This window comes from Mycobacterium sp. TY814, from assembly GCF_030755175.1.
Classification (GTDB): Bacteria; Actinomycetota; Actinomycetes; order Mycobacteriales; family Mycobacteriaceae; genus Mycobacterium.
In genome coordinates, this window is sequence record NZ_JAUFRY010000006.1 from 174,654 (window position 1) to 191,201 (window position 16,548).

Annotated in this window: 15 protein-coding genes and 2 pseudogenes; 5 read left to right on the plus strand and 12 right to left on the minus strand. The window is 67.6% G+C overall.

The features are described 5' to 3' along the window. Positions 1-136 precede the first annotated feature (136 nt). From QXH22_RS30105 to QXH22_RS30115, 3 genes are all read right to left on the minus strand, one after another. Positions 137-1,009: an alpha/beta fold hydrolase gene (locus tag QXH22_RS30105; RefSeq protein WP_306247516.1), complete on the minus strand. Its 873-nt coding sequence runs from the start codon at positions 1,007-1,009 to the stop codon at positions 137-139. 60 nt (positions 1,010-1,069) lie between these two features. Continuing rightward, positions 1,070-1,225 carry a hypothetical protein gene (locus QXH22_RS30110; RefSeq protein ID WP_306247515.1) on the minus strand — a complete coding sequence of 52 codons (156 nt, stop codon included), beginning with the start codon at positions 1,223-1,225 and terminating at the stop codon, positions 1,070-1,072. A 181-nt stretch (positions 1,226-1,406) separates the two neighbouring features. After that, positions 1,407-1,859, minus strand: coding sequence for a hypothetical protein (locus tag QXH22_RS30115; RefSeq protein ID WP_306247513.1), 453 nt, complete (start codon positions 1,857-1,859; stop codon positions 1,407-1,409). Between the two features lie 198 nt (positions 1,860-2,057). On the opposite strand from QXH22_RS30115, the gene QXH22_RS30120 reads away from it, so the two are divergent. Next, complete coding sequence (locus QXH22_RS30120) at positions 2,058-2,462, plus strand: hypothetical protein (RefSeq protein WP_306247511.1); 405 nt, start codon at positions 2,058-2,060, stop codon at positions 2,460-2,462. 41 nt (positions 2,463-2,503) lie between these two features. On the opposite strand, the gene QXH22_RS30125 is transcribed toward QXH22_RS30120, so the two are convergent. After that, the gene (locus QXH22_RS30125; RefSeq protein ID WP_306277839.1) at positions 2,504-4,723 is read right to left on the minus strand and encodes a serine/threonine-protein kinase; all 2,220 of its coding nucleotides are present in this window, start codon (positions 4,721-4,723) and stop codon (positions 2,504-2,506) included. A gap of 196 nt (positions 4,724-4,919) precedes the next feature. Between QXH22_RS30125 and QXH22_RS30130 the strand changes: the two genes are divergently transcribed. Beyond that, the gene (locus QXH22_RS30130; RefSeq protein ID WP_306277840.1) at positions 4,920-8,165 is read left to right on the plus strand and encodes a patatin-like protein; all 3,246 of its coding nucleotides are present in this window, start codon (positions 4,920-4,922) and stop codon (positions 8,163-8,165) included. Here QXH22_RS30130 and QXH22_RS30135 read toward each other — a convergent pair. Both QXH22_RS30135 and QXH22_RS30140 read right to left on the minus strand, forming a co-directional pair. Further along, the gene (locus QXH22_RS30135; RefSeq protein WP_306247505.1) at positions 8,149-8,823 is read right to left on the minus strand and encodes a GAP family protein; all 675 of its coding nucleotides are present in this window, start codon (positions 8,821-8,823) and stop codon (positions 8,149-8,151) included. The two genes, QXH22_RS30130 and QXH22_RS30135, sit on opposite strands and share 17 nt — an antisense overlap. 38 nt (positions 8,824-8,861) lie before the next feature. Continuing rightward, complete coding sequence (locus QXH22_RS30140) at positions 8,862-10,043, minus strand: TDT family transporter (protein WP_306247503.1); 1,182 nt, start codon at positions 10,041-10,043, stop codon at positions 8,862-8,864. A 139-nt stretch (positions 10,044-10,182) separates the two neighbouring features. Here QXH22_RS30140 and QXH22_RS30145 point away from each other — a divergent pair, with 139 nt between their 5' ends. After that, positions 10,183-10,422 carry a hypothetical protein gene (locus tag QXH22_RS30145; RefSeq protein WP_306247501.1) on the plus strand — a complete coding sequence of 80 codons (240 nt, stop codon included), beginning with the start codon at positions 10,183-10,185 and terminating at the stop codon, positions 10,420-10,422. Continuing rightward, a complete protein-coding gene (locus QXH22_RS30150; protein ID WP_306247499.1) occupies positions 10,423-10,812 on the plus strand; it encodes an integrase in 390 nt (129 codons plus the stop codon). 3 nt (positions 10,813-10,815) lie between these two features. On the opposite strand, the gene QXH22_RS30155 is transcribed toward QXH22_RS30150, so the two are convergent. Beyond that, complete coding sequence (locus QXH22_RS30155) at positions 10,816-11,541, minus strand: DUF2510 domain-containing protein (RefSeq protein ID WP_371934354.1); 726 nt, start codon at positions 11,539-11,541, stop codon at positions 10,816-10,818. 51 nt (positions 11,542-11,592) lie between these two features. Next, a complete protein-coding gene (locus QXH22_RS30160; RefSeq protein WP_306247495.1) occupies positions 11,593-12,261 on the minus strand; it encodes an LppP/LprE family lipoprotein in 669 nt (222 codons plus the stop codon). A 361-nt stretch (positions 12,262-12,622) separates the two neighbouring features. On the opposite strand from QXH22_RS30160, the gene QXH22_RS30165 reads away from it, so the two are divergent. Further along, positions 12,623-14,116: an LCP family protein gene (locus QXH22_RS30165; protein WP_306247493.1), complete on the plus strand. Its 1,494-nt coding sequence runs from the start codon at positions 12,623-12,625 to the stop codon at positions 14,114-14,116. Positions 14,117-14,123: 7 nt separating this feature from the next. Here the strand turns inward: QXH22_RS30165 and QXH22_RS30170 are convergent, their stop codons facing one another. The 4 genes and pseudogenes from QXH22_RS30170 to QXH22_RS30185 form a co-directional block, all read right to left on the minus strand. Continuing rightward, positions 14,124-14,909: an SDR family NAD(P)-dependent oxidoreductase gene (locus QXH22_RS30170; protein WP_306247491.1), complete on the minus strand. Its 786-nt coding sequence runs from the start codon at positions 14,907-14,909 to the stop codon at positions 14,124-14,126. A gap of 22 nt (positions 14,910-14,931) precedes the next feature. Then, positions 14,932-15,546 (minus strand): glycosyl hydrolase family 12, encoded by a 615-nt coding sequence (locus tag QXH22_RS30175; RefSeq protein WP_306247999.1) that lies wholly within the window; start codon positions 15,544-15,546, stop codon positions 14,932-14,934. Positions 15,547-15,579: 33 nt separating this feature from the next. Then, positions 15,580-16,134: pseudogene (locus tag QXH22_RS30180) on the minus strand (cellulose binding domain-containing protein); the annotation flags it as partial. Positions 16,135-16,191: 57 nt separating this feature from the next. After that, a pseudogene (locus tag QXH22_RS30185) lies at positions 16,192-16,461 on the minus strand (PE family protein); the annotation flags it as partial. Positions 16,462-16,548 lie beyond the last annotated feature (87 nt).

Genomic DNA, 16,548 nt, shown 5'->3' on the forward strand with positions numbered 1-16,548 from the left:
GCCCAAAGTAGGCGCCGCGGACCCGCGGATTTCAGGTCGTGCCGCGACCGGATTCGGCGGCGCTATCGGAAGCGACCGGGACGCGACCCCCCGGAATCCACCTCAGCGCGGCGAAACTTCCCAAGAACGCGGGTCGTCAGTCTCCGATGTGGCGGGTGAGGAAGTCGAGCACCGCTCCGGCGAAGATGTCGTTGCGGTCGCCGGCGACCATGTGTCCGGCGCCGCGGACGTCGGCGAACTCGACCTGCGGGAAGCGCGCCAGAAACTCCTCGGCGCGTTCCTGGCTGACCAGATCACTCATCTGGCCCCGAATCAGCAACATGGGCAACCCATTTCGCAGGATCGCCGCGACGGCCGTATGCATGCGGTCGGCGTCGGTCACCTCGAACGGTGGGAAAGCCGCTGTGCCACTGATGAATTGCGGATCCCAGTGCCAATACCAGCGGTCGCCCCGGCGACGCAGATTGGTGGTCAGCCCCTCCAGATCGGTGGGGCGGGGCCGATGTGGGTTGTACTCGGCGATGGCGTCAGCGACCTCTTCGAGCGACCCGAACCCCGATTCCACCCGGTCGGACATGAAGGCGTGGATCCGGTTGGCGCCGGACTGTTCCATATTCGGCACGATGTCGACGAGGACAACCGCGCTGGCCAATTCCGGCGCGATCTCACCGGCGAGCAGCATTGAGGTGAACCCGCCGAGCGAGGCACCCACCAGCACGGGCCGGGGCGGCAAGCCGCGCAGCACCTCGACGACGTCGCGCGCGAAGCTGGTCACGCGATAGTCGCCTTCAGAGGACCAGTCCGATTCGCCGTGTCCGCGCAGGTCGACGGTGACGGCTTGATACCCGCGGCGCGCGACGGCCGCGGCCGCCCGGCCCCAGGATCGACGGGTCTGGCCGCCACCGTGCAGGAAAACCACCGCACGAGCCGCCGGATCGCCCTGGCGATCGGCGACGATACGGACTCCGCCCACGCCCTCGGTGGCGAACAGCTCGGGTTCGGTGTCCATCAGTGGGGATCCTATGACCCGCCCGACTGACGGTATCGCTACCGGGGTGCGGTTAGCCCGTCAGCCACGCGCGCCGGGCACCAGCTTCAACAGGCGCCGGCCGATACGGCTCAGCGGATTCGACGTCGATCCCCGCGACTCGTTGATGCGGTTCAATGTCTGCTCGCCTTTGGCGGCGTAGTCCTTGACGCTTTCGTCGCCCTCTTCAGCGCGCATGCGCAGCCTCCGTCCCTGAAGTCTTTCTAGCGGCGTGACGTTGCACCCGCGGCACTGATGGCCGGCGAGTGCGGCACGTCCGCAACCATGCCCTGTCGCCGTTAGGCCTACCCGCCGGTCGCGTGGTTCGAAACAAACCCGCTGGGCCGGACGTGACGTCAGCGCCGCCGGCCTGCCAGGTTCAGTCGGCCTCGTTTTCCCCGGCCTCGTCGTGTCGGCCGGCATCCGGACCGGCAGGAGATTCGTTCGACGCCATTCTCAGAACCGCGTCGGCCAGGGGGTAGTCGCCGCCGTCAGCGCGGGACTGGATGTAGCGACGGACTCTTTCGTGGGCGAACAGCGCCGCGCCGGCCTGATCCATGAACTGCCGGACCTCATCGGTGTCGAGCAGGACCAACTCGTCCTCTCCGCGCCAGCCGAATGCGATCTGTAACACCCGGGCGGACAGGCCGAACGCATTGCCCACGTCGATCAGCTCCGCGTAGCTCGGAAAGTCGGCAGCTTCCTTGCGCCGCGAGTAAGTGGCTTTCGCCAGGTTGAGCGCCGCCCCGATCTCCGTATCCGGAACATCCCGGTTCAGCAACCACTCCAGGACGCGGCGCAGGTCCCTCCCGGCCTTGTTCGTCCTTGGCATCTCACAAACGCTAGTACGTGGCCAGATAGGCGTCAAAAGACTCACCGACGAACCTTGTGGACCGGTTCCAAGGATCTAGTAACTATTTTTGAGTCCGGTGTTCCATTTTTAGAACTATTTGTTGTAATCTGATGATCAGCGGTCTGATATGGCACCGAAGATCGCTGATGGAATCACTACCCACTACCGGGAGACACCATGAACACACGTTCCGGCGACACCCGCCCCCAGCCGTCATCAAGGCGTTCCACTGGCCGGCGGCTCGTGATGCTGTCGATCCTCCCGTTGGCAGCTGCCGTCATGGCGACCAACACCGCGTATGCCGACCCAGCCGGAGGCGTCCGCGCGGAGGGCGCCGGCAACAGCCGCCCGTCGTACCAACTGGGCTACACCAAGACGTTCAACGACCTCGATATCCTGGCCCGCCGGGCGCGCGCCGAGGGACTTGCGCTCGAAGACCTCGACTTCTCCAGCCGCATCCCGGCCGTGTGCGCGAGGGAAGCCCAATCCGTCGGTGACTCGACGGAACTCAACGGTCCCGACTTCCTGCGGGGCTGCGCCGACGGAATCAACAGCCTGGTCCGGGCCGGCCTGGTGTCCTGACGGACTCCACGCAAGGTTGCACCGGAGACGCACGCACCGGTTCAGCCCCCGGTGCGGTTGAACTTCATGTCGTAGGGCCCGCCTTTACAGGCGCTACCAGACTCGTCTTTGGTGCCGCTGCCGGTGAGCACCATGATCGGGTCCTGCTCCGGCTCCGGAAGCGGGAAGGTGCCCTTGATTTTGACGTGCGACGTCCCGCCGGCCGGACAGGAAGCGTCGTACTCGTCGTCCCTGGTCCACACGTTGTTGGCGAACAACAACAGTTGGGTGCCGCTGCTGCCGTTGCGGACGAACCGGCTCAGGCAGCGGTCGCCGGTGCGCAGACAGATGGTGTCGACGTTGTAGTCGGCTTCCTGGGGCTTCGGCGCACCGGGGCCGGTGTAGGTGGTCAACAAGTGGTAGAAACCGTGCAGCGCCTCGGCCGGCGAGATCTGGCGGGCGGCCTGATCGGCAGGGTTGGGCAGGCTGTCCAGATCGGCGTCTCCGACTCGGGTGAAGGTCACCGAGCGCTTGCTGTAGCAGTCCAGTGAATCGGTGATCCATTCGCCGACCATGGTGCCGTCGGCATGAGGCTGCAGCCAGACGTAATTCCACTTCTCGATCGGCTTGTCGTTGCAGTTGCCGCCCTCGAGCGCCACGGCTATCCAGCGTCCGCGCACGTCGTCGAACACCAGCTTCGGGATGTGGTTGTAGGGCCCGTCGGTCCGCTGCGCGGTCGCGACGCATCCGCTGTTGTTGTTGCCGGTGCAGGCCGACCGCAGCACCCAGGTCTCCTTGGCCGGCGGTTCGGAATTGGGCACCTCTTTGCCCGCCAGGGACAGCTTCGGGCCGAAATCGGCCGTGTACGTACCGGTGAACGGACCACCGTTGCCGGGTGCCGCGGACGGCTCCGCCGTACCCGAATGTCCGCCGGGCTGTTCGTCTCCGCTCTTACCGCCGCCGCTGAGCGCGATGCCGGCGACCACCGCGATCACCACAAGTAGGGCGCCGGCGCCCGCGATGATCAGCGGGATCCGGCGATCCTTCGCCGGCTTGCCGGACGTGGCGGGCGGGGCTTCGCCGGCCGACGACAACCTGGCGGCCGGTAGCTGCGGCTCGCTGCTCACCCGGAACTGGGTCGGCTCCTCGTTGCCGTGCCGGGGCTGGTTGGGGTCCAGGTTGGGGCGACGCTGGGTGGGGTCGGTGGGCGGCCGTTGCGGACCGGGCTCGACGGGCGGCCGGTACAGCTTGGGGTCCGAGGGCGGACGGTATGGAATGGGCTCGGGAGCGGGGCGGCGCTGCGGCGGCTCTGGGGGTGGTCGCCGCTGGGGCGGCTCGGCATACCCTTGGCCACCGCGCCGGGGTGGGTACTGCCTCGGTGGGGGCGGCCCGGGCGGCGGCTGCTTGTGCGGCGGCGCCTGCTGGGTTCGCTGCTGCACCGGTTCGGGCCGGCGCAGCGGAATGGGGCGGGTGCCGGTGACGGCTTCCCTTGCGGCCGCGGCCATGTCGGTCACCGTCGCATAGCGCTGTTGGGGAGTCTTGGCCATCGCGGTGGCGATGACGTTGTCGAGTTCTTCAGGTATGCCGCGCCGGATGGTGGACGGCCGGGGCGGCGGCAGACTGAGGTGCCCGCCGATTTGCTGCTCGAGACTGCCACCCGGGAACGGCTGGCTGCCGGTCAGACATTCATGGAGCACACACCCCAGCGCGTAGGTGTCGCCGCTGGGGTCGGTCTGGCCGGTGGTCACCCGCTCCGGCGCCATGTAGGCCCAGGTGCCGATGACGTTGCCGGTGCCGGTCATGTGCGAATCCCCCTCGGCGCGGGCGATGCCGAAGTCGATCAGGTAGGCGAAGTCGTCTTCGGTGACCAGAATGTTGGACGGCTTGACGTCGCGATGCACCAAGCCGATGCGGTGGGCGGCGCGCAGCGCCGAGGCGATCTGCTCGATGATGTTGACCGCGCGTTCGGGTTCCAGCGGACCCTCGGCGATGATGGCCTGCAGATCCCGGCCGACGACCAGGCGCATGTCGACATACAGGCGGCCTTCGATCTCGCCGAAATGGTGAATCGGCACCACGTGCGGATCGTTGAGCCCGGCGGCCGCCAGCGCTTCGCGGCGGAACCGCTGCTCGAAGGTCGGGTCGTTGGCAAGGTTGGCGGGCAGCACTTTTACCGCAACGACACGCTGGGTCTCGGTGTCGTAGGCACGCCACACTTCGCCCATACCGCCGCGGCCCAGCAATTCGATGAACTGGTAGCGGCCGAATGTCGTACCTTGCACTCCGCCCCCCTCAGCGAAAGTCTCGGTGAATACTCAGCAAAAACATTAAAGCCGCACCAGCGGGGATGCACGGCCGTATCGCCTAGCTAATCACGAAACCTTTGAGGCCGGGATAGCGAGGCGCGGCACCTCCGGAGAGGCGCAGACTGAAACGGAGAGCCGGGAACTCCCGAAGTACGTCCAGGGGGGTGCGCACATGACATTCGAGACACCGTCACCGGTGACCGAACTGACGCAGGAACTGCGGCTTGCCACCACGATGACGGGCGGGGTGAGCCTGGCGATCTGGATGGCCGGAGTCACCCGCGAGATCAACCTGCTCGCGCAGGCGTCGCAGTGGCGCCGCGAGGGCGGTCCGTTCCCCGCCGACAACCGCCTCAGCAAGGAGTCGACCGCATCGCTGCGGCTCTACGCGAGTCTCATCGATCTGCTCGACGTGATCGTCGACGTCGACGTCTTGTCCGGCACGAGCGCGGGCGGCATCAACGCGGCGCTGCTGGCATCCTCCCGGGTGTCGGGGTCGGACCTGGGCGGGTTGCGGGAGCTCTGGCTCGATCTCGGCGCCCTGACCGATCTGCTGCGCGATCCGCGCGACAAATACACTCCGTCGCTGCTCTACGGCGACGAGCGAATGTTCGCCGCCCTGGCCAAGCAGATCCCTAAGCTGGCGCCCGGACCATTTCCGCCGGCCGAGTTCCCAGGCGGCGCACGCACCCCGTCTACCACCCTGTATGTCACGACCACGCTGCTGACCGGCGAGGCCAGCCGCTTCACCGACTCGTTCGGCACCCTTGTCCAGGACGTCGACCGGCGCGGCCTGTTCACCTTCACCGAGACCGACCTCGTCCGCCCCGACACCGTTGGGGCGTTGGCGCTGGCCGCGCGCAGTTCTGCGTCCTTCCCCATCGCGTTCGAACCGTCATTTCTGCCTTTCAACAAGGGCACGCCGGCCAAAGGAAAGGTGCCGGCGCGACCGCCGATGGCGGCGTTCAGCAACATCACCCGACCGCACTGGGCGGCCGACGGCGGCCTGCTCGATAACCGGCCGATCGACGTGCTGCTGAAGCGGATTTTCGACCGACCGGCCCGGCGGCCGGTGCGCCGGGTGCTGCTGTTCGTCGTGCCCTCGGCCGGCCCGGCGCCGGACCTGGTGGCCGAGCCGGCGCCGGATGACGTCGACAGACCGCTCGGCCTGATCGACGGGCTGCTCAAGGACCTGGCGGCGATCACCACCCAATCGATCGCGGCCGACCTGCGCGCCATCCGGGCGCACCAGGACCGGATGGAGGCGCGCACGGACACCAAGCTGCGGCTCGCGGAACTCGCCGCGGCGATGCCACACCCCTCGCGACTGCTCACCGCCGCCCTGCTCAACGACTATGCGACCCGGGAAGCCACGCGGCTCGCGCAGATGCTGACGGATGCGCTGCTGCGCCAGCTCGGTACATGGCCTCCCGCGCCGGCGACGATGCGGAACGCGGAGCGTTCCGAGGAGGAGCGGCGCCATCAGGCCGCGCCGAGCCGGCTCGCCGAAAGCATTCCACCGAACTGGGAACCCGAACTGGCCGTCGGCGGCGACTCGGACCGGGCCTGTCGGCACCGGATCAGCGGGGCGATCATGAGTCGCTGGGCTCTGCCGCCCGAACAGACGCTGCCGCACGGACCTGCCGACCTGGCCCGCTATGGCCAACCCGCCTACGACCTGGCGAAGAGTTGCGCGCTGGCCGTCGTGCTCGCCGCATATGAGGTGGCGCGATCCGACACCGACGTCGCGGCACTGGCCGATCTCACCCGGGGAATCCACGCGGCGTGGCCGCCCCCGGCGCCGGTTGACCTAGGTGCGGTGGTGCACTCGGTATGCACCAACGCCACTGTCCGGCAGGGGTCTTTGACGAACGCGGCCGCTTTGATCGCCGCGGATTATCTGCAGCAGATCACGGTGCCGCCGGTCGGCTGGAGCAACCTCGGCCGGGTGCTGTTCGACAGCTTCGGCATGCTGACCAGTTTGGCGTCCAACGGTTCTGTCACCGCCGACGCAGCCGGCCCGCTGCGCACCTATCTGGGGTATCTCGACCAGGCGACCGACGCGGAGACCATGGCGCTGGCGCTGTTCGATCTCGCCGCGACACAGCGCGCGATGCTGCCGGCCGAGGCCGACATCGAGCAGTCCGTTGAGCTCGTGCAGGTGAGCGCCGACTCGCGCAACCTGCTCGCGCCGGACTGGCAGACCGCGCAACAGAAACTCACCGGGATGCAGTTCCACCATTTCGGTGCGTTCTACAAGCGGTCGTGGCGGGCCAACGACTGGATGTGGGGCCGGCTCGATGGTGCCGGCTGGCTGGTTCATGCGCTGCTGGACCCGCGGCGGGTGCGGTGGATGGTGGATCACCGCGCGGCGCCATCAGACCGCGCCGGAAACACCGACAGCGGCGCGCAATGGTTCCTCGATCGCCTCAAAGAGCTTGGCGCACCGGACTTTCCGAAATCCGGTTATCGTCTGCCGACGGTCGGTGAGCAATCGGAGCGGCTGACCGAGGACATGGTGCTCGCCGAACTGTCCTTCCTCGACGACGCGTCAGCGGCCGTCCCGCCCAGCCTGCCCCGCACGTCGCTGTGGTTGGCACAGGCGTGGCAGCAGCGGGTCCTCGACGAGGAACTCGATGACCTGGCCGCCACCGTGATCGATACCGAACCGGGTGAGCGGCCCGACTGGAGTCCGGCCACCTCACGAACCTGGGCGAAGAAGGTGCTTGCGGCCCACAGCGGGCCGGCGAAATACGCTCTGCTGAACGAAGATCCGGTGGCGGCCGAAACCTTCGCCAGCGACCGGAATTCGCCGCTGATGGCACACACGCTGTCGAAGGCGGCCGCGACCACATCCGGCGCGGCAGGCTCGATCCGGCAACTACCGGGTGTGGTCAAGCCGCCGCTGGCCACCCTGAAGACGGTGGCGCTCGGTGCATACCGGGTGGTGTCACTGACCCGGGGCGTGGCCAGGTGGACTTTGCTCTCCGGCACAGCGCTGCTCGTGCTCGGTGTCGCGGCCGCGGTCGCGTCGGCCGACACGTTCGGCGCCCTGGGTCTCGTCGCGGCGGGGATCGGCGGCTACCTCGTGGTCCTGGCAACCTGGCAGTTCTCCGGCCGGCTGCTGTTCGCGCTGCTGTCGACAACGCTTGTGGGCGCGGTGCTTTCGCTGGCCACCCCGGTGGTGCGCCGCTGGCTTTTCGGCGACGTGAAACATCCGGGCTGGGTCGGTGCCCACGTCTACTGGCTGGGCGCGCAGTGGTGGCACCCGCTAGCCGTGGTGGCGGCGATCGCGTTGGCCCTCACCCTGGTGGCCGTCGCCAGACCGTCGTCAACGCCGGCACGGCGGCGACCAGATCGGGGGCGCCCACCTCGAGTGCGTAAGCCGCACCGGGGCGACGTCACTTCAGGGCGCTGACCCCGTTGTAGACGACCATCGCACCGATGAGCACCAGGACTGCGGCCAGCATTGCCGCGTGGTTGGTCTCCATCCATGCCTTGAGCCGCTCCAGCGGTTGATCCAGCCGGTCGCCGGCACCGGCATAGGCCAGGATCGGGATGGCGACCGTCGACGTCGAGATTGCGACGAACACCGCCCCGGCCACCCATCGGCCCACTGGGCCGAGCCCATTGGTGCCGATGGCCAACCCCGCCGCCACGCAGAGCAGCGACACTTCCAGCCGCAACACGGTGAGTACGAAGGCTGTCACCGCGGCGCGCTTCGGGGTGATGGTGTCGAACGCCCGCATCCACCGCGGCGCTTCGGACTCGCGGTGCCGGGTGAACCACCGGTAAATGCCGAACAGGATCAGTACCGAGCCCAGCACCACGCGCAGCCACGACGCCCACGCCGGCGGCGACTTGTGCGCATCACCGATGGCGCCCGAAGCCGTCACGAAAATCCCGGTCAGGACCGACATCCCCAGCACCCAGCCGCCCAGGAACGCCAGACCGGTCGGCCGCGGTCGCGGCGCGTGCAGCACCAGCACCGCCGGGATGATCGTCAACGGCGAAACCGCGATAACCAGAGCCAGCGGAATGAGCGTGGCAAGCAGCGAGCCCCAATTTCCCGTCACGGGCAGCAATCTTCGCACTGAACCCGCGCGCGCACCCGTCAAACCGGGTGAGCGCCCGAGATCGGGTCTTCCTTACGGGCTTTGACGGGAGCCGAGCTCGGCGGGACGGTGAGCAGGTTGCCGCGCAGACTGCCGCGCGTGGTGCGGGCGGTGACCAGGATCCACGTCAGCAGCAGGCCGACGTAGGCGACGGCGCCCGCGACCCGGAACGCCGGCAGGTGGGTGTGCGCGGCCAGCTGGGACGTGCCGGTGACGAAGGTGCCGACCGGAAAGGTGAGACTCCACCAGGTCAGGGCGAAAGGCATGCCGCGCCGCAGCGTGCGCACCGTCAGTGAGGCGGCCAGGGCGATCCACAGCACCGCGAACCCCCACACCGGCACCCCGAAGATGACGGCGAAGTCGTTCATCGCCCCCACGAGTTGGTGATCGACCGCACCGGTGGCCGCCGCCGTCCCGAGAAGCCCTGCAGCGGTGATGGATTGGCCGAGCGGACCCAGCACGATCCACAGCGTCGGCACCCGTGCCGACCCGGAGGTGCCGTACAGCACCAGCCTGCTCCAGATCATCGCGATGATGTTCAGCGAGGCGATCAGGGACAGGCCGAACATCGCATAACAGCCGTACAGCATGGTCTCTCGGCCGGTGCCCGGCGGCATGTGCGGCAACAGCAGCGCGCCGGTCGCGGCCGACACCATCGGCGGCACCACCGGCATCAGCCAGCCCCCGAACGCGGCGTCGGGCTCGACGCGCAGCTGGGTGAACATCAGAAACGGGATGCTCACTGCGGTGAACAACCCGCCGGCAGTGCCCGCCGTCCACAGCACCCAGTCCAAGTCGATCGCGAGGCGGCGGCCGATCAGGTCCCCGCCCACCAGCACCGCACCGGCGCCGACCGTCATCAACGCCATCGGCGCGGCTCCGTAGAAGTGCGCCATCTGCGGATTGCGGGCATGCGTGCGCGCCACCGTCGGGTTGCGCAGCCAGTGGCCGCCCACCAGAACGATCAGCACCACCAGCAGTGCCGCGGCCAGCACCCAGACGCCCGTCGTGAACCCGCGCAGTCCGGGCACGTGCACCGGCAGCGTCGCCCCGGCGATGGCGACGATCCCGGTGCCCATCACCGAGGCGAACCAGTTGGGCCCGATATTGCCCAGGACCTCGATGCGCGTGTGCGACTCGTTCGGTGCTGACACCGCTTCATCCGGGCTGGGAGTGGCCATAGCTGAGCAACCTACTGCCGCGGGTCGCTGTCCGGGGCAGGCGGGGAGAACATGTCGAGGAACATTTTCCGAAGGCGGCACCGACAATTTCGGTCGCCTACACTGCCGGGGTGCGTCCCTGGTTGAACCTCGCGATTCGATGACAAAGCGGATCGTGATCGGAATCTCGGTGCTGCTGGTGATCGTGGCCCTCGCAATGCCGATCAAGCAACGCTGCGGCGCCCCCGGCCGCTCCTGCGCCACCGCCGTGGACGCCAATGGCGACGTACACTATTACTTTGAAGTGGAACCGTTCGGCATATTCCTTATCGAAAGTGTGATTGGTTCGAATATCCCGTTGTATTACACGTCCGGCGAGGAGATCGAGAGGGTCCGCTGAATGGCAGGACATGGGCGCCTGGCCTTACTGGTCGGGTCGGCGATGGTGATCGGCGGTGCCCTCGCATCGGTGCCGGTCACGGATATAGCCCTGGTGACCGCGCACGAGGACTTCTGCGCAGCGGTTTCCCGGTGTCCCGCGGACCCCGCGCCCGACGGCGGCGACCAGGCCACCGCGGAGCGCAGGGTCATCGACGGCTATGTCTCCAAGCAGGCGGGTTGCACGCCGGACATGACCGCCAGCCCGCAGTCGGTCACCTGGGATCCGCCGGGGTTCACGCCGAACACCGGGGGCTCGGGAAACATCACCGACGCGAATCCACAGCTCGGCGGGCACTTCGTCGCCGACTACGTCAACGGCCGCTGGCACATCGACTACCAGTACTGCTGATTCTCAGTTGCTGCACACCTGTGCGGCAAAGCGCACCGTCGTAGTGGACGGCGTATTGAACTGGGCATCGAGCGTGAGCTCGGGCCGCACCGCCTGGTTGTCGACGCCCAGACGAGTGAGGTCGAGCAGGACCTGAACGGTGTCCGGCGCTACCCTGCGGGCGTTGGTGTCCCGGTCCGGCCGGATCCGCGCGTCAGCCCCCGGGGCGGCCTGCGTGCTCGTGATGGCCAGGTCGTCGGTGTCCTGGTCGGGACCCAGTTCGGCGAACTTCTTGCCGTTATTGGCGACGCTGTAGGTCAGGACATACCCGACGAACCGGGTCGACTCCGTTCCCGTGGGCGATGAGGGCAACGGCTTTGCGAAGTGAATCGTCAGCTGCAACACGCTGCTCCGCGGATGCCTGACATCGACTCCGGACACGGTGATGCCGTCGGGCGGTTTCGGGCCCTCCCCCACCCGGCAACTCAGCCGGTTCGGCAAAGCCGCCCACTCGTCGCGGGGCTGGTCGGACCAGAGGGCCCAGCCGGCTGCGGCCAACACCACGACCAGCACGACGGGCAGTGCGACCCGCAGCGGGACCGGCAGGGCGTCCCAGTGCCGGCGCCACCCGGGCGGCCGCGGCGGCCGATCGGGCCGCCGGCTCGTCGTCCAGCGCTCACCATCCCAATAGCGCTTGCCCCCGGAACCGTCGGGATCGACATACCAGCCTGCCGGCGGCGAATTCGGCACGGTCAAGCTCCATTCGATCGGTGGTCTGGGCAAACCGGGGGCTCGGGAGGGCTAGGGAGGCGAATCCAGCGATTCGGGCGGCCAGTCGAGCATCTGCACCTTCTCGCCCTTCCACTGGAAGCCGACCGTGGTCAGAACGCCGTCGGTGCAGGTGGAACAACTCTGCTGCGTCCGATACGTGAGCACCACGATGTCGTTGGTGGAGGCGGGCGCCTCGAGTGCGGTGAACGGGTAGGCCCGGGGCGTGGCGGTGCCGACGAATGCGCCGCGGTGGAACATCAACGCCAGGTCGGGTGAGCTGCCGGTTGCGTCCTGCACCGTCACCACGATCGCGGACAGATCGGCGCACGCGTTGTAGTTGCTGGCCTTCGGTGTGCGATCCCATTGCTTGCCGGTCTTGCGATCCGGTGGGACCTGACCGAGCGCCGCGGACAGCGCGCCGGCCTCGTCCGGGCCGCACCCCGTGGAACCGCCGGCGCCGGTGGTCGTCGGCCCCGACGGGGGTGCCGCGGTCGAGGAGGGTGCCGCCTTGGACGCTCGGGGATCACGGTGCTCACCTCCGAACGCGAACACCGCCATGGCGCCCAGGCACACCAGCGCAACCAGCGCCACGACCCCCCAGACAGCGGTGCGACTGCGCGTGGGCGCGCTGGTATCCAGGTCGTCGGACGGGTCGTACACCGGGGGCGGCCAGTCCGGGTCGACCTCCTCAGCAACCATTCCTGAACGGACCCTTTCGACCAGATCGTGCCCCGGCGGCTCTTTCTGCCCGCCGAGCTTGGCGGATTGTAGCCCGAAACCGCAGGTAGCGACATTTTAGCCGCGGCCGCGCGGACGCTGTTCCCAGGTGAATCTGCCCACATCAGCAACTTTTTGTTGGGGGGTTCGCAGCAAGCTACCGCATACTAGACGGCATGCGCCGAACGACCCCACCGCAAACCGCCGGCCCGGTGCCGGCCGGTGAGCTGGTGTTCGGTCGGGGCCGCTAGTGCCGCGTTCCGGCGGCGCACACCGCCTTCAGAAGAATCAACGTGCAAAACGGCAGCACTCGCGACTGCGCACCCGGCTGTCGCGCGGCTTCATGACGCTGGTGTCGATTGTGGCGCTGGGTATGACCGGCGCGGGCTATTACGTGGCGCACGGCGCACTCGGCGGCATCACCATTTCGCAGGCCTTGACCGCCGAGGACCCCCGGTCCACCGGCAACACGATGAACATCCTGCTGATCGGGCTGGACTCCCGCAAAGACCAGGAGGGCAACGACCTGCCCTGGTCGATCTTGAAGCACCTGCACGCCGGCGACTCCGATCAGGGCGGCTACAACACCAACACCCTGATCCTCGTTCACGTCAGCGCCGACGGGAAAGTCGTCGCCTTCTCCATCCCCAGGGACGACTGGGTGCCCTTCAACGGCGTTCCCGGCTACAACCACATCAAGATCAAAGAGGCGTACGGGCTCACCAAGCAGTACGTCGCCAACCAGCTGGCCAACCAGGGTGTGAGCTCACAGCACGAACTCGAGACACGCGGCCGCGAAGCCGGGCGGGCCGCCACGCTGCGCGCGGTACGCAGCCTGACCGGTGTTCCGATCGACTACTTCGCCGAGGTCAATCTGGCCGGTTTCTACGACCTGGCCCAGACGCTGGGCGGCGTCGAGGTGTGTCTGAACCACCCCGTGTACGACTCGTATTCCGGCGCCGACTTTCCGGCCGGCCGGCAGCGCCTCGACGCCTCGCAGGCACTTTCCTTCGTCCGCCAGCGGCACGGCCTGGAGAACGGCGATCTGGACCGGACCCACCGGCAGCAGGCCTTCCTGTCCTCGGTCATGCATGAACTGCAGGACACCGGCACCTTCACCAACTTCGACCGGCTCAACAGCCTGATGGCCGTCGCACGCAAGGACGTCGTGCTGTCGGCCGGCTGGGATGAGGCACTGTTCCGCCGGATGGGCGACCTGGCCGGTGGGAACGTCGAGTTCCGCACGCTGCCCGTGGTGCGCTACGACAACATCGACGGCCAGGACGTCAACATCATCGACGCGGCCGCCATCAAGGCTGAGATCGCGGCGGCTCTCGGGGCCGATTTGCCGACGACGGCGCCGAACACCTCGAGCGCCAAGCCGAACCCGTCGACCGTCGTCGATGTGGTCAATGCGGGCAGCATCAGCGGCCTGGCAACCCAGGTGTCCAACGCGCTGAAGAAGCGCGGCTACACCGCAGGGCAAGTTCGCGACCGGGAATCGGGCGATCCCTCGACGACCACCATCCAGTACGGCGCGGGCGCGGAAACCGACGCGCAGAACATGGCCAACCTGCTCGGCGTCGACGCTCCCAAGCAACCGGATTCGTCCATCGCGCCCGGGCACATCCGGCTGACCGTGGACACCAACTTCTCCCTGCCGGCCGCCGACGAGATGTCGGACACCACGAGCACGACGAGTACCACGACGACGACCACCACCACCACCACCAAGCCGAGCAGCAACGGCTACTACTACAACGGCACCTTCACCAACTACCCGACGCCCGATCAAGGCAAGCCGATCGACGGCGGCGGGGTGCCCTGCGTGAACTGACGCGCAGTCAGGCGTGGGTGCCGCCGTCGATACGGATCTCGGTGCCGGTGATGAACCTGCCGTCCTCGGAAACCAGCATCGCGATCACGCCGGCGATCACCGACGGGTCCGCCATGCCGGCGCCGCTGGATTTCTCCGTGGTGGGCAGGATTGGCATCAAGCGGCTGAACAGCGACCAGTTGGCGTCTTTCGGGATGTATCCGCCGGTGGCGTCGGTGATACCGGACTTGATGCTGCCCGGAGCCACACAGACCGCGCGGAGTCCGGCGGCGGCGTATTCCAGGGCCAGCGAGTGGGTGAACGCCTGGACCCCGCCTTTGCTGGCGGCGTAGGCGGCCATGTACGGGTGCGCGAAGCTCGCCGAGGTGGAGCTGAAGTTCACGACGGTGCTGCGCGCGTTGTCCAGCAGGGCCGGTAACGCTTCGCGGACCATCAGGAAGGTGCCGGTCAGGTTGACGGTGACGATGCTGTTCCACAGTTCCAGGCTGGTCTGGTGGGTGTGCGCGGCGCGCAGGATGCCGGCGGCATTCACCAGCGAGTCCAGCCCGCCGAGGGTATCGATGGCGCTGCGCACGCCGGCAGTGACCGAACGCTCGTCGGCGACGTCGATGACGCTGGTGGTGAACCGGTCGGCCGAGGCCGCCGCGCGGTCCCGGGTGGCGACCAGCCCGTCCACCACGACGTCGGCGCCCACCACCGTGGCCCCCTCGTCGAGCAGGCGCAGGGCGGTGGCCTGTCCAATCCCCGATCCGGCACCGGTCACCAGGATCCGCTGACCGCCCAGTCGCTTCATGCCGGAAGCGTAACGCGGAGCCTCAGTTCACCGTCGCGGAGAACGAGTCGACACCCAGTCCGACGCCGCCGCTCCACGGCTCGAACCCGGCCTGGATGCTGGTCAGGTACCACGAATCGGTGATGGGCTCCATGGTGGCGGTGTGGTCGATGAAGTCCATCGCGTCGAAGGTCCACACTTCGATGGGCTGGCTGGCGACGTAGGACATGACGTTGTTCTGCCCGTTGCTGCCGTCCCACACCGTGAAGGTCTTGCCGTTGATCGTGGTGGTGCCGACCGGCGCGCCCACCGGCTGAATGGGGCCCTGGTGGTTGAACCAGATCATGATCTCCTGGTCGTTGACCCCGGTGGTGGTGTACGTGGAGTCCAGCCAGATGTCGTAGGACGCGTTCCAGGTGCCGGTCGGCACATAGTTGTAGTCGATGCTGGTCGTTGCGGAGTTGATCTGCCCCAGCTGAATCGGGAGGTTGGTGCCCGTCGACGAGGTGCCGTAGTGGACGCCCTCGAATATCGACGGATATCCCAGCGGAGCGCCGTTGGTCGGGGCCGAGCCGTTCATCTGGGTGATGGAGAACCCGGTGGGCGTGACGTTGATGGTTTGACCAGCGGGGTTGTTCCAGGCGTTGTTCTGAACCACGTAGCCGCCGTTGACCGTCGTCGTCCCGTACTGGGTGGAAATGACCGTCCCACCTGTCGGGGGCGTGGTGGGTGGGGTGGTGGGCGGCGTGGTCGGCGTGGTCGGCGTGGTGGTGACCGGGGTGCCGTTGATCAGTGGATTCGTCGGCGGCGAGTACGCACCGGTCTGGGCGGCTTGGAAGCCGACCTCGACGGAGGTACCGGGCGCGATCGTCCCGTTGTAGCTCGCCGGGGTCACGCTGTACTGCTGGGCGCCGGTCGAGGCGAGTTGGCCGCCCCACGCGCTCGTTACTGACGATCCGGTGGGCATGGTGAATTGCAGCTGCCAATTGTTTATCGGCGTCGCACCGGAATTGGTGATCGTGTACTTGCCGATGAATCCGCCGTCCCATTGCGAGGCCGTCGTGTAGGTCGCGGACAGCCCGGCCGGGGTCGTCGGCGTGGTCGGGGTGGTCGGCGTCGTCGGGGTGGTCGGGGTGGTCGGCGTGGTGGGGGTCGTCGGGGTGGTGGGGGTCGTCGGCGTGGTGGGCTCGGTCGGTGTCGACGTCGACGGGGTGGTGGGGGCAGGACGGCCCGTCAACAGGCTCACGACACCCTGCAGCTGCTGCTCGGCGTTGCGCAGCGAGCCTGCGATGGCCGCTTCGGTGCCGGCATACCATTGCGCGCCCGCGTTCAGCGCCTGCACGATCCGGGCGTTGACGGTGGCCGCGAGCTGGGCGCTGATGGCCTGATACTGCCTGGCCTGCAGGTTGAGGAACCCGTTGACCGCCGCCGATATCTCGTCGACACCGAGCGCCGCCAACTGGGTGGTCGGTGCCGCGGCGGCGGCATTGGCAGCGCTGAGCGTCGAGCCGATATCGGCGACATCGGCCGCCGTGGCCGCCAGCAGTTCTGGTTCGACAATCACATATGACATGTCTAATTCCTTAGATCACGAGACATATTTGCCTATAACAGGCATATATCGAACGGATAACAATCGGATCGGCAGAACGTAGCACGC

Coding starts and splice junctions, on each gene's coding strand:
- QXH22_RS30120 (WP_306247511.1), top strand. CDS start 2,058: ATGAACACACGTTCCGGCGACACCCGCCCCCAGCCGTCATCAAGGCGT.
- QXH22_RS30150 (WP_306247499.1), top strand. CDS start 10,423: ATGGCAGGACATGGGCGCCTGGCCTTACTGGTCGGGTCGGCGATGGTG.
- QXH22_RS30170 (WP_306247491.1), bottom strand. CDS start 14,909: ATGAAGCGACTGGGCGGTCAGCGGATCCTGGTGACCGGTGCCGGATCG.
- QXH22_RS30115 (WP_306247513.1), bottom strand. CDS start 1,859: ATGCCAAGGACGAACAAGGCCGGGAGGGACCTGCGCCGCGTCCTGGAG.
- QXH22_RS30110 (WP_306247515.1), bottom strand. CDS start 1,225: ATGCGCGCTGAAGAGGGCGACGAAAGCGTCAAGGACTACGCCGCCAAA.
- QXH22_RS30165 (WP_306247493.1), top strand. CDS start 12,623: ATGACGCTGGTGTCGATTGTGGCGCTGGGTATGACCGGCGCGGGCTAT.
- QXH22_RS30130 (WP_306277840.1), top strand. CDS start 4,920: ATGACATTCGAGACACCGTCACCGGTGACCGAACTGACGCAGGAACTG.
- QXH22_RS30145 (WP_306247501.1), top strand. CDS start 10,183: ATGACAAAGCGGATCGTGATCGGAATCTCGGTGCTGCTGGTGATCGTG.
- QXH22_RS30105 (WP_306247516.1), bottom strand. CDS start 1,009: ATGGACACCGAACCCGAGCTGTTCGCCACCGAGGGCGTGGGCGGAGTC.
- QXH22_RS30140 (WP_306247503.1), bottom strand. CDS start 10,043: ATGGCCACTCCCAGCCCGGATGAAGCGGTGTCAGCACCGAACGAGTCG.
- QXH22_RS30160 (WP_306247495.1), bottom strand. CDS start 12,261: ATGGTTGCTGAGGAGGTCGACCCGGACTGGCCGCCCCCGGTGTACGAC.